This is a genomic window from Microbacterium sp. Ru50 (genome assembly GCF_002920555.1).
GTDB lineage: Bacteria > Actinomycetota > Actinomycetes > Actinomycetales > Microbacteriaceae > Microbacterium > Microbacterium arborescens.
This window is the reverse complement of sequence record NZ_PQSV01000002.1, coordinates 43,760-58,232: the sequence shown is the minus strand read 5'-3', so window position 1 is coordinate 58,232 and position 14,473 is coordinate 43,760. Positions and strand designations below refer to the sequence as shown.

Below are 14,473 nucleotides of genomic sequence, written 5' to 3'. Positions count from 1 at the left end.
CCTCAGCGGGCGGTCGCGAGCCCGAAGCGCTCGGGCGTGTGGATCGACGCGGCGGCCATTCCGCAGCGCGCGGTGAGGTGATCGACGATGTCGGCCGTGCCGAGGAACCCGCCCAGCAAGTGCACGCGCGTCGCCTTCGCAGCATCCGTGCACAGCATCTCGTCGGCCCACGCGGTGACGGCGCGAGAGAGCGCCTCACCCGAACCGCAGCCGCGGCCCGAACCCGGGGCGCCGGTTCGGCGCGAACGGTCGAGCCAAGTCACGACCATGCGGGCCGGCGCCGATACGGTTCCGATCCACGCGGCGTTGGGCACTTCGATGAAGACCCGCCCGGTCGAGCACAGCGGCAGCGTTGCGAGGAGCGCCTCGAGCTCGGCGAGCGAGTGCTCGTCGGCCGTCACCAGGTGCTGCACCCGGACGTGCTTCGAGGCGCGACAGGCGGCGGCGCTGTGGAACTCGGTCATGATGACTCCACTATACCCGCGGTGTAGGCATGCCTTACCTACCCAGTCGAAACCCCACGCCTCCTCCGAGGTCTCACATCAGGATGATGCGGCGCAGTTCGGCGAGCTCGTCGTCGGCGAGTCCGTGCGACCGGAGGTAGTCGGCCGGGGAACCGAATCGCTCGCGCAGGTCGGCCAGGAGCCCGCGCATTACCGGCGCCGGCGAGCGCGTCGCCAGATCGACGAGCTGCGGGGCGTCGGGGTGGTGCGCGCGGAGATACGCGAGGATCGGCGCGTTGCGCTCGGCCGGCAGCATCGTCTCCGTGCGGGCGTAGTCGTCGACGACGGCATCCTCGTCCACTCCCGCTGCCGCGAGGATCATCGCGATCGTCACTCCGGTGCGGTCCTTGCCGATCGTGCAGTGCACGAGCACCGGCTGATCGGCGATGACCCCGCGGACGACCTCGAGCACGCGCGGAGCCGAGTCGTCGACGAGCGAGCGATACATCGACTCGAGCGACATGTCGGCGCGGAACAACGAGGCGACCGACCCCAGGAACAGCGGCACCCGCTGGGTTGCGATGACGAGATCGCCGAGAACCGTGGGCTCGGAACGCACCTCGTCGTCGTCGCGGAGGTCGATGATGCGGCGCAGCCCGAGATCGCTGAGAGCGCGGCGCCCGGCGTCGTCGACACGGAAGAGGTTTCCCGACCGATAGAGCACGCCCGACCGGGTCGAGGTGCTACCTGCCCGCAGGCCACCGGTGTCACGGAAGTTCAGGGCTCCCGGTACCGAGAGCGATGCCGCGCCGCTCATCCGGCGGGACGCGGGAGCGGCGGCACCGGGTATCGGCCCGCGATCGTCAGGCGATTGAACGCGTTGATCGAGATGAAGAGCCAGCTCAACGCGACGTACTCCGCCTCGGAGAAGACCCCGCCCACGCGGTCGTACAGCTCGTCCGATACGCCCTCGTCGGCGATGTGCACATACGCCTCGGCGAGCTCGAGAGCCGTGCGCTCGCGTTCGTCGAAAACCCCCGACTCGCGCCAGGTGGCGAGCTGGGCGATCTCGTCGGCCGTCACACCGGCGGCCACCGCCCGGCCCACATGCACACGCACGCAGTAGGCGCAGCCGTTGAGCTGCGAGCTGTGGACGAGCGCGAGCTCTTTCAGACGCTCGTCGATGCCGGCATCCTGCGCGATGGTGCCCACCGTGCGGGCGAACGCGTCGAGCGCGTCGTAGGCCGGACGAGCCGCCTTGGCGAGATGGATGCGCCGCTCCGGATTCATGCGTCAACCCTATCCACCGCCCTCCCCCGTCGCGCGAGAATGGTCCCCTCCCCAATGCGAAGGATCACCGTGCACGACGACACGTTCGACGAGTTCTCGTTCCTGCCCGTCCAGGCTGCGGAAGCCGGTGTGCCGGCGCCCGTGGCCGAGCGGCTGTTCACCTTCGCATCCGACGGGCGCCCGATCAGCGCGCTGCGACTCGGCGACGGCGAGCCCGAGGTGACCCTTCTCCACGGGGCCGGCCTCAACGCCCACACATGGGATCGCACCGTCCTCGCGCTCGGGCGGCCGGCGCTGGCGTTCGACCTTCCGGGCCACGGCGACTCCGGCTGGCGCGACGACGCGGACTACACGGGCCGGACCCTCGCGGCCGACATCGCTCCGGCGCTCGCGCAGTGGACGACGACGCCGCAGGTCGTGGTCGGGCAGTCGCTCGGCGGCCTGACGGCCGCAGCCCTCGCCGCGATGCACCCCGAGCTCGTGCGTGCCCTCGTGATCGTCGACATCGCGCCCGGGCTCGACCCCGCCGGAGCGGCGTCGCAGATCCGGCGGTTCTTCGCCGGACCGACCAGCTGGGCCTCTCGCGCGGAGATGGTCGAGCGTGCACTGTCGTTCGGGCTCGGCGGAGACCGCACCGCGGCCGAGCGCGGCGTCTTCCTCAACTCGCGCGTGCGCGACGACGGCCGCGTGGAGTGGAAGCACCACTTCGCACGCATCGCCAACCAGCTTGCCGCCGACCCCGGCGCCGCGGCCGCGGCATCCGAGCGGCAGGATGCGCTGGCGCCCACCCTCGCGGCATCCGGCTGGGAAGACTTCGCCGCGGTGGCGGCGCCCATCACGCTCGTACGCGGCACACGGGGCTATCTGACCGATGCCGACGTCGATCGGTTCGGCGAGCGCGTTCCTGCAGCGCGCATCGTCACGGTGGAATCGGGCCACAATGTGCAGGAGGAGCTCCCGACCGAGCTCGCCCGCATCATCCGCGACGCCACCACCGCCTGACACCGCTCAGCCTGCGCACGGCCCGCTCTCGATGAAATAGGGAGTCGCCGTGCGACGCTGGACGTCGGTAAATGCGTCTCGCGGTCGCGGCGGACCCTAGGCTGTATGCCGCACTGAGTTCGCGGACGCGCATCGGACAGCAACGATGCCACCGCCCTTGCGAAAGGAACCCTCCTCCACATGCTCCGCCGCACCACCGTGACCGCCGCCGCACTGCTGGCTGCAGGCACCCTCCTCCTCGCCGGCTGCACCGGGTCGACCGAGCCCGGGCCGTCCGCCACCATGGGCGCCCCTGACCCGGACGCCAGCGTCAACATCCGCCTGGTGCTCGAGCCCTCGAACCTCGACATCCGGCAGACCGCGGGCATCTCGCTCGATCAGACGCTCATCGACAACGTCTATCAGGGCCTCGTCGGCCGCACCGCGGAGGGCGAGATCGTCGACGCGCTCGCCAGCGCCCACGAGGTTTCCGCAGACGGCTTGACCTACACGTTCACGTTGCGTGAGGGAGTCATCTTCCACGACGGCCAACCCCTCACGCCTCAGGATGTCGTCTCGTCGCTGACCACCCGGCAGGCCACCGCCGAATGGGCAGACAGCGAACGACTCGCCAACGTCACGTCGGTCACCGCCGACGGGCAGAAGATCGTGCTGACGCTGTCGCAGCCCGACTCGTCGCTGCTGTGGAACCTCACGGGCCGCGCGGGGATCATCCTCAAAGAGGGCGACACCGTCGACTACAACACCGCCGCCAACGGCACCGGGCCCTTCCGGCTGGCGAACTGGCGCCAGGGCGCCAGCCTGACGCTCGAGCGGAACGAGGCGTACTGGGGGGATGCGGCTCAGGTAGCCGACGTCACGTTCGACTTCATCCCCGACAACCAAGCAGCCATCAACGCCGCTCTCGCCGGCGAGATCGACGTCGTCGTCGGCTTCGACGCGAACCTCGCCGATCAGGTCGAGGGCGGCGGCGACTTCGTCGTCGAGACCGGCAGCGCGACCGATAAGAGCGTGCTCGCGATGAACTCCACGTCGGGGCCCCTGGCTGATGTCCGGGTGCGCGAGGCGATCCGAACCGCCATCGACCACGACGCCATCGTCGAGGCCGTCGGTGCAGGGCAGACGCTCTACGGTCCGATCCCCGAGGCCGACCCCGGATACGAGGACCTCTCGGATGTCGTCTCCTACGACCCCGAGGCAGCCCGGGCGCTGCTGAGTGAGGCCGGTGTCAGCGATCTCGCGCTGACCCTGACCATCCCGTCGGCCTACGGCACGACGCTCCCGCAGATCCTGGTCTCGAACTTCAACGACGTCGGGATCGACCTCAAGGTCAACCCCGTCGACTTCGGCACCTGGCTCAGCGACGTGTACACGAATAAGGACTACGAGCTCAGCGTCGTCAACCACGCCGAGCCGCGCGACTTCGAGAACTGGGCGAACCCCGACTATTACTTCACCTACGACAACGCCGAGGTGCAGGATCTCTACGCGCAGTCGCTGCTCGCAACGGACGAGCAGTCTGCCGATGACCTCTTGAAGAAGGCTGCGCGGATCGTGTCCGAGGACCACGCCGCCGATTGGCTCTACAACTGGGCTTCGGTGGTCGCGGTCGCCACGAACGTCTCGGGTATGCCCATCGACAACGTGAACGCCCGCATCAACCTCGCCGAGATCGCCAAGAGCGACGGGTGATCCGCTACGCGCTGACGCGACTGGCCCTGCTCCTGCTGGGCCTGGTCGTCGCCAGCGTGCTGATCTTCGTGACGTTGCGGGTCCTTCCCGGCGACGTCGCACAGCAGATCGCGGGAACCACCTCGACGCCGGAGCAGGTCGCCGCGCTTCGTGAGCGCCTCGGCCTCGACGTGCCGCTGCCGACGCAGTATCTCGAGTGGATGGCGGGGCTGGTCCGCGGCGATCTCGGCACCTCGCTGGTGACCGGCTCACCCGTCGCGGCGGAGCTCGCCGCCAAGGCCCAGGTCACCGTTCCCCTCGGACTGATGTCGATGCTCGTGGCGCTGATCATCGCGCTCCCGTTCGGCGTCGTCGCGGCGATACGTCGCGGTCGCGCCGACGGCACGGCGCTTTCGTTCGGCGCTCAGGCGCTCGCGGCGGTGCCGGTGGTCTGGGCGGGCATGATGCTCGTCGTGGTCTTCGCGGTCTGGCTCGGCTGGCTTCCCGCGCAGGGCTTCCCGCGCGACGGCTGGCGCGACCCGGGGCGCGCCTTCGCGGCACTCGTTCTGCCCGCCGTGACGATCGGCGTCGTCGAGGGCGCGATGCTGATGCGGTTCGTCCGAAGCGCGACGCTGTCGGCGATGGGGCAGGACTTCGTCCGGACGGCGGCCGCGAAGGGCCTCACGCGCCGTGCCGCGCTGCTTCGCCACGGTCTACCGACGGTCGGCCTGTCGATCATCACCGTCCTCGGCCTGCAGGTTGCAGGCATCGTCGTCGGTGCGGTCGTGATCGAGCAGCTGTTCACGCTCCCGGGCATCGGACGCATGCTCGTCGCCGATGTCGGCCTGCGCGATCTGCCCAAGGTCCAGGGCGAGCTCCTGGCGCTCACGGCCGTCGTGCTCGTTGTGGGGTTCATCGTCGACCTCGTGCATCGCGGTCTGGATCCGAGACAGCGGGAGGCCTCGTGAACGAACGGATGCCGTGGCTGCGGCGGCTGTGGTCGCTTCCGGCCGGCCGTTTCGGGCTCATCGTGGTCATCACCATCGGGGTCGTGGCCGCGGTCTCGCTCGTCTGGACGCCGTTCGACCCCCAGCGGGTGGACATCCCGGCGCGGTGGAGCCCGCCGAGCTGGCCTCATCTGCTGGGTACGGACGCCTCGGGTCGCGACATCCTCTCGCTGCTGATCGCCGGGGCGCGCACGACGGTTCTCGTCGCCGCAGGCGCGGGCGTCGTCGCCACGCTGATCGGCATCGCACTCGCCTGCCTCGGCGCGCTCACCCGCCGCTGGACCCGCGAGATCGTCGCGGTGCTCGTCGACATCCTGATCGCCTTTCCGGTGCTGCTGATCGCGATGATGATCTCGGCGGTGTGGGGCGGCTCGTTGTGGGTCGTCGTGATCTCCGTCGGCATCGGCTTCGGCGTCAACATCGCGCGGGTCACGCGGCCGGAGCTCCGCCGCACGCTGCACAGCGACTTCGTGCTCGCGGCACGCGCGAACGGGTTGACGCCGTCGCAGATCGCGGTGCGCCATCTGCTCCCCAACGTCGCACCGGTCTTCATCGTGCAGCTGTCGTGGGGCATGGCCGTCGCTGTGCTGGCCGAGGCGGGCCTGAGCTATCTCGGGTTCGGCGCGCCGCCGACGCAGCCCTCGTGGGGGCTGCTGCTGAGCGAGCTGCAGACGTACCTCACCGCGCATCCGCTCAGCGTCGTGTGGCCGGGGCTGGCCATCACGATCACCGTGCTCGGGCTCAACCTGCTCGGCGACGGTCTGCGCGAGGCAACCGACCCGACGCTCGCCCGACGCCGCTCCCCCGCCGCCTCGCACACGCCGGCGGTGGTCGCATGAGTCTCGAGGTCGAGGGCCTGTCGATCGTGCTCGACGGGCGCCGCGTGGTCGACGACGTGTCGTTCGGCGTCGCCGACGGTGCCCGGGTCGGCCTCATCGGAGAGTCGGGGTCGGGCAAGTCGCTGACCGCTCTGGCTGTGCTCGGGCTGCTTCCCGACGGCGCCGAGGCCGAGGGCAGCATCCGGTGGAACGGTCGGGAGCTGCTCGGACTTCGCGATCGCGAGCTGGCGGCCCTGCGCGGCGAGCAGATCGGCATCGTCTTCCAGGAGCCCCAGACCGCCCTCAACCCTCTGCGGACGGTGGGGCGGCAGATCGCGGAGCCGCTGCGCATCCACGGCCGGGTCGGTCGCCGCGACGCCCTCGCCCGCGCCCAGGCCGACGCCGATCGGGTTCGGCTGCCCGAGGGCGCTCTGCGCCGCTACCCCCATCAGTTCTCGGGCGGTCAACGTCAGCGGGTCGCGATCGCCATGGCGCTGGCCGCCCGGCCGCGCCTGCTCATCGCGGACGAGCCGACGACGGCCCTCGACGTGACGATCCAGGCCGAGATCCTGGCGCTCCTGGGCGAACTGGTCGACGACGACGGGATGTCGCTGCTTTTCATCACCCACGACCTGGCCGTGCTGTCGCAGGTCGCGACGGAGGCCGTCGTGCTCGAACGCGGTCGCGTCGTCGAGACGGGCGCGGTCGCCGACCTGCTCACCGCTCCGCGGTCGGAGGTCACCCGCGGCCTGCTGCGCGATGCCACCGCCACGGTGTGGCGGCCGGAGGGAGACGCATGACCGGCGATGCCCTCATCTCGGCCCGCGGCCTGAGCAAGCGCTATCGGATGCGTTCGACCGGGCTCGGCGCACCGCGGCGCGAGACCGTCGCGCTCGACGATGTCGATGTCGACGTGCGGTCGGGCTCGGCGTTCGGCATCATCGGCGAGTCGGGATCGGGCAAGTCGACACTCGTGCGGCTCCTCCTCGGCCTCGACACCCCCTCGTCGGGAACCGTCTCGATCGACGGCCGCGCCGTCGACGCGCGCGCGTCGGCGCGCAGTCTGCACTGGCTCCGTCGGCGCACGGGCATCGTCTTCCAGGATCCGTACGCCTCGCTCGATCCCCGGATGAGCGTGGGCCGCATCGTCGCCGAGCCGCTGTGGGCTCTCGACATCCCGGGTGACCGTCGAGCGCGCGTTCGCGAGGTGCTGTCGGATGTCGGATTGGATGCCGACGCGGCCGAGCGCTACCCGCACGAGTTCTCGGGCGGCCAGCGCCAGCGCATCGCCCTCGCGCGCGCGATCGCGCACCGTCCGGCGATCCTCGTCGGCGACGAGCCGCTGTCCGCGCTCGACGTGACGGTGCGGGCGCAGATCCTCGAGGTCTTGCGCCGTCTGCGTGCGGAACAGGGGATGACGCTGCTGCTGGTCTCGCACGACATCGGCGTGGTCCAGAACCTCTGCGACGACGTCATCGTGATGACCGAGGGGCGCATCGTCGAGGAGGGGCCGACCGAGAAGGTGCTGCTCCAGCCGCAGGCGGCCTACACGCGTCGCCTCCTCGCCTCGGTGCCCGTGATCGACCCGCATCGCGCACAGGACTAGACGTCCCCTTCCGCACCCGATGTCGGTGACCGCCGCTACCGTAAGGCCATGCGCGCGATCATCCCCCCGTATCTCCTCGCCCGCGTCGCCTCCGCTCGCGAGCCCCACCTCGCGCGGGCCGCGGTCGCCGCGCGGACCACCCTCGCCGCGCGTCCGTCCGATCTCGCCGGACGTTCGCAGCTGCGTCTCTCCGTCGAGCCGGGCGGCACTCTCGTCGCCGAGCGCATCGCCGCAGCCGACCGGGCCGTATCCGACGCGCAGGGCCGCGAAGAGCTCCCGGGCGTCCTCGTCCGTCGTGAAGACGATCCGCCCACCGGCGACCGTGCGGCAGACGAGGCGTTCGACGGACTCGGCGCGACGTTCTCGTTCTTCCTCGACGCCTTCGGCCGCGATTCGATCGACGGTCGGGGTGGTGTGCTCGCCGCCACCGTCCACTACGGCGAGGCCTACGACAACGCGTTCTGGAACGGCGAGCGCATGGTGTTCGGCGACGGCGACGGCGAGGTGTTCACCGGATTCACCGGGTCGCTGACCGTCATCGCGCACGAGCTCGCTCACGGCGTCACCGAGTTCTCGGGAGGCCTGACCTACGCGGGCCAGTCCGGTGCTCTCAACGAGTCGCTGTCCGACGTCTTCGGCGCACTCACCGAGCAGCACCGACTCGGACAGAGCGCCGAGCAGGCATCGTGGCTCATCGGTGCGGGCATCTTCACGGACGCCGTCCAGGGGCGCGCCCTCCGATCGCTGGCCGAGCCCGGGTCGGCGTACGACGACGACGTGCTCGGACGCGACCCGCAGCCGGGACACATGCGCGACTACGTCGTGACGACCAGTGACAACGGCGGGGTCCACATCAACTCGGGCATCCCGAATCGGGCGTTCCACCTCGTCGCGACGCGGCTGGGCGGCTACGCCTGGGAACGCGCGGGACTCATCTGGTACCGCACGCTCACCTCGGGGGCGCTGTCCCCCGACGCCGACTTCGCTGCGTTCGCCGCCGCCACGATCGACCAGGCCGCCGACGAGTACGGTGAGGAGACGGAGGAGGTCGCCGCCGTGCGTGCCGGATGGCAGGGCGTCGGCGTGCTGGAGGATGCCTGACACCCGTGACGATGGTTCCACGGCCGAGCTGCGGATCGTCGTGGAGCGCACCGGCGGTTTCGCCGGCCTGACGCGGACGTGGCGAGTCGAGCCGGCGCCGGCCGAAAGCGCCGGCTGGCGCGAGCTGGTGGGGCGGTGCCCCTGGCAGGAGATCGACGCGTCGGCACCGGCAGGCAAGACCGGATCGAGCGGGGCCGACCGCTTCCATTGGCGGATCGCGGTCACCGACAGCGAGACGACGCGTCAGGCCGAGTTGAACGACGACCTCGACGAACCGTGGCGTTCGCTCGTCGACGCCGTCCGGACGGGACGCTCGGCGACGCCGGGGGGCGTGGCCGAGGAGTGACGCCTCAGCCGGACTTCTGCGCGAAGAGTCCGCGCAGTCCCTTCTTCGGCTGCTCGAGCGACTTCTGCAGGTAGATCGTGCCCAGCCAGCGGCCGAACTTGTGACCCACGCGCCCCATCCGGCCGACCTCGACGAAACCGAAACGCTCGTGCAGGGCGATCGACGCCTCCGCGCCCTTGTCGCTCACGACAGCGACGATCTCGCGCAGTCCGAGCTGCTGGCAGGCCTCGATGAGGGCTTCGAGCAGCGCTCGTCCGAGCCCCTTCCCCGTCGCCGCCTGGCCGAGATAGATGGACGTCTCGGCGGTGTAGCGGAATCCGGTCTTGCCGTTCCACGGCGACGCGAGGGCGTATCCCAGGATCTGCCCCGTCGGCGAGACCGCGACGAGGAACGGAAGCTTGAGCTTGGTGAGATAGTCGTATTTCTCCCGCCACTGCGCCAGCGACCACTTCTTCTCGTCGAAGGTCACGACCGAGTTGGTCACGTAGTAGTTGTAGATCTCGCGGATGTCGGGAAGGTCGCCGGGCTGCGCCGGCCGGATCTCGTACGAGAAGGGCCGCTCGGGTTCGGCCGGGCGACGCAGGTGCCGCGGAAGGCGTCGACGGTCGCGGTTGGAGTCCTCCTCGAGCATGCAGCAACTCTACGGGGCGCACGTTTCACGCCGATGACGACTGCCGGTCAGAGCGCCGGAATGCGCCAGTCGATCGGCTCGCCGCCACGCTCGGCGAGCAGCTCGTTCGCGCGCGAGAACGGCCGCGACCCGAAGAAGCCGCGGCTCGCGGACAGCGGCGACGGATGCGGCGACGCGATGATCGCAGCATCGCCGAGGAGCGGCCGCAGGGTCGCGGCATCCTTGCCCCAGAGGATCGCGACGAGCGGACGCCGGCGAGCCACGAGCGCCCGGATCGCGTGCTCGGTGACGCGCTCCCAGCCCCACCCTCGGTGCGAGGCCGGAGCACCGGGGGCGACGGTCAGCACGCGGTTCAGCAGCAGAACGCCCTGATCGCTCCACGCGGAGAGGTCGCCGTGCGGCGCGGGGGCGATGCCGAGGTCCGATTCGAGCTCTCGGTAGATGTTTCCGAGGCTTCGGGGCAATGGCCGCACGTGGGCGTCGACCGCGAAGGAGAGTCCGATCGGATGCCCCGGGGTCGGGTAGGGATCCTGACCGACGATCAGGACGCGGACGTCGGCCATCGGCCGCTGGAACGCTCGCAGCACGCGGTCACCCGCGGGCAGGTAACCCCGGCCCGCAGCGGTCTCTGCGCGCAGCCGGTCGCCGAGCGCGGCGATGTCGGCCGCAACGGGCTGCAGCGCCTCGGCCCAGTCGGGTGCCACCAGTCCGTCGGCGGCAAGGTCGGTGAGGGAGCGCGGCGTCACACTCCCAGGGTAGGCCGGTCGCGGCGGTATGCTCACCCCGTGTCGACGACGCTGCGCACCTCCGCCCTGGGCGTCACCGCGGGTCTGATCGGCTGGTTCATCCTGGTCGAGATCGTCAGCGGCATCCTGCAGGGCTATTACGTCCCGCTCTTCAGCGACATCGTCGCCGAGCTCGGGATCCACGACTCGGACGTGAACTGGTTCGAGGCCGCGCAGCTTCTGCTGTCGGCGCTCGTCGTACCGGTGCTGGCGAAGCTCGGCGACATGTACGGGCACAAGCGGATCCTGCTCGTCGCGGCCGTCCTCACCGCCGCAGCGACCTGGTGGCTCGCGTTCGCGGCATCCTTCTGGACCTTCCTGATCGCCTGGGCGCTGCAGGGCTTCTACGTCGTCTGGCTCCCCCTCGAGATCGCGCTCATCTTCGAGCGGGGCAGGCGGCAGAGCCGCGGGGTCTCGCTCACCCGCCGTGCGGCGGGGCTCCTGGTCGTCGGGCTCCAGGCGGGCGCCATCATGGGCGCCTTGGCCGCGGGCCGGATCTACGCCGCCACAGCCGGCGACATGACGTTGACGCTGATCGTGCCGGCCGTGGCGGTGACTCTCGTCGCCGTCGTCATCTGGCTCTGGGTGCCCGAGTCTCAGCCCGAGCCGGGCCGGCGGCAGCTGGACTCGCGCGGCTTCGCGCTCCTCGCGGTCTCGTTGCTGTTCGTCACCAGCGCCCTGACGTTCCTCCGTTTGAACGGCCCCGCGGCCTTCTGGGTGTGGGCGCTGCTCCTCGCGGGAATCGTGGGTTTCGTCGTCTTCGGACGGTTCGAACTGCGCCAGGCCGACCCCGCGGTCGATGTGCGGATGCTCGCCCGACCGGAGATGTGGCCGGTGCAGGCCACCGCGTTCCTGGTCGGTATCAGCCTCCTCGGCGCACAGGGCCCGCTGTCGACCTACGCGGGCACGGACCCCGCCCTCGGATACGGGCTGGGGCTCGACGCCACCGACAGGTCGAACATCATCGGGGTCTACCTCGTGTCTCTCATCGTCGGTGCCGTGCTGTTCGCGGTCACCTCGCGCCGCGCGAGTCCCCGCATCGTGCTCATCGTCGCGGCGCTGCTCGTCGGCGTCGGCTATGCGCTCTTCCTGCCGTTCCACCGGGAGCTGTGGCAGGTGCTGCTCAACCTCTGCATCGCGGGCCTGGGCTGCGGCGCCCTGGTCGGGGCCATGCCGGCGGCCGCCGCCGCCGCAGCACCGCGCGGACAGACGGGCGTGGCGTCGGCGATGACCAACACGACGAAGACCATCGGCGGAACGTTCTCATCGGCGGTCTTCGGCGTCGTCCTCGCCGCCGGTGCGGGTGTCGTCGCGAGCCAAACCGCCGCCTCCCTCGGCGGTTATCTCACCGTCTGGGCGATCTGCGCCGCCGGCGGCTTCGTCGCGGCGGCTCTGCTGTTCGTCGTGCCGCGCGTGGCGTTCGCCGATGCCGACGAGCCGCCGGTGGCGCGAGCCGCGGACGGGACGGGCGACGCGGTCGCTCAGCCCCGCGGCTGAGCGGGGACGCCCCTCAGGCCTCGGTGGATCGCGGACGCAGCGGTCCCCGCGCCAGCAGGTGCTGCGCGGACTGCGCGACGGGACGCATCGTCACCAGATCGAGGTTGACGTGGCCTGGTGCGTTCAGCGCGTAGGCTGCGACATCCGCCACGTCTTCGGCGACGAGCGGCTGCTCGACGCCCTCGTACAGGCGATCGGTCGCTTCCCGGTCGCCGCCGAGACGATTGAGGGTGAACTCCTCCGTGCGCACCATGCCGGGGGCGATCTCGACCACGCGGATGGGCTCACCGTTCAGCTCGAGTCGGAGCGCGTGGACGAGCATCGATTCCCCCGCCTTCGCCGCGTTGTAGCCGGCTCCGCCGGGGTAGGCCGTCTGAGCTGCGGTCGAGGTGACGTAGACGGTGTCGGCATGGCCGGCGCCTGCTGCAACAGCGCGTCGGAGCAGCGGGAGGAGAGCCGCGGTCAACCGCTGCGCCGACAGGACGTTCGCCTCGAACATCCACTGCCAGTCTTCGGCCGCACCGTCTTCGACGCGGTCGGTGCCGCGAGCCCCGCCCGCGACGTGCACGAGGGCGTGGACGTCGCCGGAGGCGGCGAGGTGCTCGGTGAGTGCGGCGACATCCGCCTCGCGGGTCAGATCCGCGGCGAATGACGCGGAGCCGACCTCGGCATCGAGCGCCTCGAGCCGTTCGGCTCGGCGGGCGACGCCGACCACCTCCCATCCCGATGCCCTCAGCGCGCGGACGACCGCCTCGCCGATTCCCGAACTCGCACCGGTGACCACTGCACGTCGCGTCATCCCTCCACCGTAGCCGTCAGGTTACGCAGCGTGTCCCGCGCATTGTCGGGCACATCCGGTTTCCGTACGCTCGACCCAGGCCGGCGACCGTCGCCGCTTCCCGACCCGATGGAGCCACGCATGTCCGCATCCGAGAACTGGCGCTTCGAGACGAAGCAGATCCACACCGGAGCCGCACCGGACCCGGTGACCAAGGCACGGGCGACGCCGATCTACCAGACGACCTCGTACGTGTTCGACAACTCCGACCACGCCGCGAACCTGTTCTCGCTGGCGGAGTTCGGCAACATCTACACGCGCATCCAGAACCCCACCCAGGATGTCGTCGAGCAGCGGCTCGCCGCACTCGAGGGCGGCACCGGCGCTCTCCTCGTCGCGTCGGGTCAGGCCGCCGAGACCTTCGCGATCCTCAACATCGCCGAAGCCGGAGACCACTTCGTCGCCTCGAGCTCGATCTACGGCGGCACGTACAACCTGTTCAAGTACACGCTCGCCAAGCTCGGCATCGAGGTCACGTTCGTCGAGAACCAGGACGACCTCGAGGAGTGGCGCCGCGCGGTGCGCCCCAACACGAAGCTCTTCTTCGCCGAGACGATCGGCAACCCGCAGATCAACGTCCTCGACATCCGCGGCGTCTCCGACGTCGCCCACGAGGCCGGTGTGCCGCTCATCGTCGACAACACGATCGCCACGCCCTACCTCATCCGCCCCTTCGAGCACGGCGCCGACATCGTCGTGCACTCCGCCACGAAGTTCCTCGGCGGGCACGGCACGGTCATCGGCGGCGTCATCGTCGACGGCGGCAGCTTCCCGTGGTCCGAGCACTCGGAGCGCTTCCCGGGCCTCACGACGCCCGACCCCTCGTACCACGGCGCCGTCTACACCCAGGCTGTCGGCGACGGCCTCGCCTACGTCATCAAGGCCCGCGTGCAGCTGCTGCGCGACCTCGGCGCCGCGATCTCGCCGCAGAGCGCCTGGCTGCTGATCCAAGGCATCGAGACGCTGTCGCTGCGCATCGAGCGCCACGTGCAGAACGCGCAGGAGATCGCGGAGTGGCTCGAGAACCACGACGACATCGCGTCGGTGAACTACTCGGGCCTGCCGACCTCGCCCTGGTACGCCGCTGCCAACCGCTACGCCCCGAAGGGCGTCGGCGCGGTGCTGTCGTTCGAGCTGAAGGGCGGCGTCGCCGCCGGACGCGCGTTCGTCGACTCGCTCCAGCTCTTCAGCCACCTGGCGAACATCGGCGACGTGCGCTCGCTCGTCATCCACCCCGCATCCACGACCCACTCGCAGCTGACCCCGGAGCAGCAGCTCACGACCGGTGTCACCCCGGGCCTCGTCCGCCTGTCGGTCGGTCTCGAGAACATCGACGACCTCAAGGCCGACCTCGAGCAGGCCCTCGCGGCCGCGCGCAACGTCGTCGAGGCGGCGCGCGCCTGATCGTTCCTCCTCAGAACGACCGGATGCCCCGGCC

The 14,473-nt window shown here is 70.5% G+C and carries 16 protein-coding genes; 10 read left to right on the top strand and 6 right to left on the bottom strand.

What is annotated here, in order from left to right; translation table 11 throughout:
• Positions 1 to 2 precede the first annotated feature (2 nt).
• The 3 genes from C3481_RS10250 to C3481_RS10240 form a co-directional block, all read right to left on the bottom strand.
• The gene (locus C3481_RS10250) at positions 3 to 464 is read right to left on the bottom strand and encodes an SIP domain-containing protein (protein WP_103842189.1); all 462 of its coding nucleotides are present in this window, start codon (positions 462 to 464) and stop codon (positions 3 to 5) included.
• Positions 465 to 537: 73 nt separating this feature from the next.
• Positions 538 to 1,260, bottom strand: coding sequence for a tyrosine-protein phosphatase (locus tag C3481_RS10245; RefSeq protein WP_023955290.1), 723 nt, complete (start codon positions 1,258 to 1,260; stop codon positions 538 to 540).
• Positions 1,257 to 1,733 (bottom strand): carboxymuconolactone decarboxylase family protein, encoded by a 477-nt coding sequence (locus C3481_RS10240; protein WP_023955292.1) that lies wholly within the window; start codon positions 1,731 to 1,733, stop codon positions 1,257 to 1,259. The genes C3481_RS10245 and C3481_RS10240 overlap by 4 nt, the downstream gene beginning before the upstream one ends.
• Positions 1,734 to 1,787: 54 nt before the next feature.
• Between C3481_RS10240 and C3481_RS10235 the strand changes: the two genes are divergently transcribed.
• The 8 genes from C3481_RS10235 to C3481_RS10200 all read left to right on the top strand — a co-directional run bounded on the left by C3481_RS10235 (position 1,788) and on the right by C3481_RS10200 (position 9,284).
• Positions 1,788 to 2,735 (top strand): alpha/beta fold hydrolase, encoded by a 948-nt coding sequence (locus C3481_RS10235; RefSeq protein WP_103842187.1) that lies wholly within the window; start codon positions 1,788 to 1,790, stop codon positions 2,733 to 2,735.
• Between the two features lie 180 nt (positions 2,736 to 2,915).
• The gene (locus tag C3481_RS10230) at positions 2,916 to 4,427 is read left to right on the top strand and encodes an ABC transporter substrate-binding protein (RefSeq protein WP_064955638.1); all 1,512 of its coding nucleotides are present in this window, start codon (positions 2,916 to 2,918) and stop codon (positions 4,425 to 4,427) included.
• Positions 4,424 to 5,374: an ABC transporter permease gene (locus C3481_RS10225; RefSeq protein WP_103842185.1), complete on the top strand. Its 951-nt coding sequence runs from the start codon at positions 4,424 to 4,426 to the stop codon at positions 5,372 to 5,374. Before C3481_RS10230 ends, C3481_RS10225 begins: the two co-directional genes overlap by 4 nt.
• A gap of 8 nt (positions 5,375 to 5,382) precedes the next feature.
• Positions 5,383 to 6,252: an ABC transporter permease gene (locus C3481_RS10220; protein WP_064955640.1), complete on the top strand. Its 870-nt coding sequence runs from the start codon at positions 5,383 to 5,385 to the stop codon at positions 6,250 to 6,252.
• The gene (locus tag C3481_RS10215; RefSeq protein ID WP_064955641.1) at positions 6,249 to 7,031 is read left to right on the top strand and encodes an ABC transporter ATP-binding protein; all 783 of its coding nucleotides are present in this window, start codon (positions 6,249 to 6,251) and stop codon (positions 7,029 to 7,031) included. The genes C3481_RS10220 and C3481_RS10215 overlap by 4 nt, the downstream gene beginning before the upstream one ends.
• Complete coding sequence (locus C3481_RS10210) at positions 7,028 to 7,837, top strand: ABC transporter ATP-binding protein (RefSeq protein ID WP_064955642.1); 810 nt, start codon at positions 7,028 to 7,030, stop codon at positions 7,835 to 7,837. The genes C3481_RS10215 and C3481_RS10210 overlap by 4 nt, the downstream gene beginning before the upstream one ends.
• Before the next feature lie 48 nt (positions 7,838 to 7,885).
• Positions 7,886 to 8,938, top strand: coding sequence for a M4 family metallopeptidase (locus C3481_RS10205; protein ID WP_103842183.1), 1,053 nt, complete (start codon positions 7,886 to 7,888; stop codon positions 8,936 to 8,938).
• Positions 8,931 to 9,284, top strand: a complete 354-nt coding sequence (locus tag C3481_RS10200) for a protealysin inhibitor emfourin (protein WP_258039098.1) — start codon at positions 8,931 to 8,933, stop codon at positions 9,282 to 9,284. The genes C3481_RS10205 and C3481_RS10200 overlap by 8 nt, the downstream gene beginning before the upstream one ends.
• A gap of 4 nt (positions 9,285 to 9,288) precedes the next feature.
• On the opposite strand, the gene C3481_RS10195 is transcribed toward C3481_RS10200, so the two are convergent.
• Both C3481_RS10195 and C3481_RS10190 read right to left on the bottom strand, forming a co-directional pair.
• Positions 9,289 to 9,915: a GNAT family N-acetyltransferase gene (locus C3481_RS10195; protein ID WP_088380233.1), complete on the bottom strand. Its 627-nt coding sequence runs from the start codon at positions 9,913 to 9,915 to the stop codon at positions 9,289 to 9,291.
• A gap of 47 nt (positions 9,916 to 9,962) precedes the next feature.
• Complete coding sequence (locus C3481_RS10190) at positions 9,963 to 10,661, bottom strand: uracil-DNA glycosylase (RefSeq protein WP_064955646.1); 699 nt, start codon at positions 10,659 to 10,661, stop codon at positions 9,963 to 9,965.
• 39 nt (positions 10,662 to 10,700) lie between these two features.
• Between C3481_RS10190 and C3481_RS10185 the strand changes: the two genes are divergently transcribed.
• The gene (locus C3481_RS10185) at positions 10,701 to 12,197 is read left to right on the top strand and encodes an MFS transporter (RefSeq protein ID WP_258039097.1); all 1,497 of its coding nucleotides are present in this window, start codon (positions 10,701 to 10,703) and stop codon (positions 12,195 to 12,197) included.
• Between the two features lie 13 nt (positions 12,198 to 12,210).
• Here the strand turns inward: C3481_RS10185 and C3481_RS10180 are convergent, their stop codons facing one another.
• Positions 12,211 to 12,996: an SDR family oxidoreductase gene (locus tag C3481_RS10180; protein ID WP_181021917.1), complete on the bottom strand. Its 786-nt coding sequence runs from the start codon at positions 12,994 to 12,996 to the stop codon at positions 12,211 to 12,213.
• A 120-nt stretch (positions 12,997 to 13,116) separates the two neighbouring features.
• On the opposite strand from C3481_RS10180, the gene C3481_RS10175 reads away from it, so the two are divergent.
• Positions 13,117 to 14,439 (top strand): bifunctional o-acetylhomoserine/o-acetylserine sulfhydrylase, encoded by a 1,323-nt coding sequence (locus C3481_RS10175; RefSeq protein ID WP_023955310.1) that lies wholly within the window; start codon positions 13,117 to 13,119, stop codon positions 14,437 to 14,439.
• Positions 14,440 to 14,473 lie beyond the last annotated feature (34 nt).

Excerpts from the sequence above, each read along its gene's own strand:
- C3481_RS10200 (WP_258039098.1), top strand. The coding sequence starts at position 8,931 with ATGCCTGACACCCGTGACGATGGTTCCACGGCCGAGCTGCGGATCGTC.
- C3481_RS10250 (WP_103842189.1), bottom strand. The coding sequence starts at position 464 with ATGACCGAGTTCCACAGCGCCGCCGCCTGTCGCGCCTCGAAGCACGTC.
- C3481_RS10235 (WP_103842187.1), top strand. The coding sequence starts at position 1,788 with ATGCGAAGGATCACCGTGCACGACGACACGTTCGACGAGTTCTCGTTC.
- C3481_RS10230 (WP_064955638.1), top strand. The coding sequence starts at position 2,916 with ATGCTCCGCCGCACCACCGTGACCGCCGCCGCACTGCTGGCTGCAGGC.
- C3481_RS10175 (WP_023955310.1), top strand. The coding sequence starts at position 13,117 with ATGTCCGCATCCGAGAACTGGCGCTTCGAGACGAAGCAGATCCACACC.
- C3481_RS10195 (WP_088380233.1), bottom strand. The coding sequence starts at position 9,915 with ATGCTCGAGGAGGACTCCAACCGCGACCGTCGACGCCTTCCGCGGCAC.
- C3481_RS10215 (WP_064955641.1), top strand. The coding sequence starts at position 6,249 with ATGAGTCTCGAGGTCGAGGGCCTGTCGATCGTGCTCGACGGGCGCCGC.
- C3481_RS10245 (WP_023955290.1), bottom strand. The coding sequence starts at position 1,260 with ATGAGCGGCGCGGCATCGCTCTCGGTACCGGGAGCCCTGAACTTCCGT.
- C3481_RS10210 (WP_064955642.1), top strand. The coding sequence starts at position 7,028 with ATGACCGGCGATGCCCTCATCTCGGCCCGCGGCCTGAGCAAGCGCTAT.
- C3481_RS10220 (WP_064955640.1), top strand. The coding sequence starts at position 5,383 with ATGCCGTGGCTGCGGCGGCTGTGGTCGCTTCCGGCCGGCCGTTTCGGG.
- C3481_RS10180 (WP_181021917.1), bottom strand. The coding sequence starts at position 12,996 with ATGACGCGACGTGCAGTGGTCACCGGTGCGAGTTCGGGAATCGGCGAG.
- C3481_RS10205 (WP_103842183.1), top strand. The coding sequence starts at position 7,886 with ATGCGCGCGATCATCCCCCCGTATCTCCTCGCCCGCGTCGCCTCCGCT.
- C3481_RS10240 (WP_023955292.1), bottom strand. The coding sequence starts at position 1,733 with ATGAATCCGGAGCGGCGCATCCATCTCGCCAAGGCGGCTCGTCCGGCC.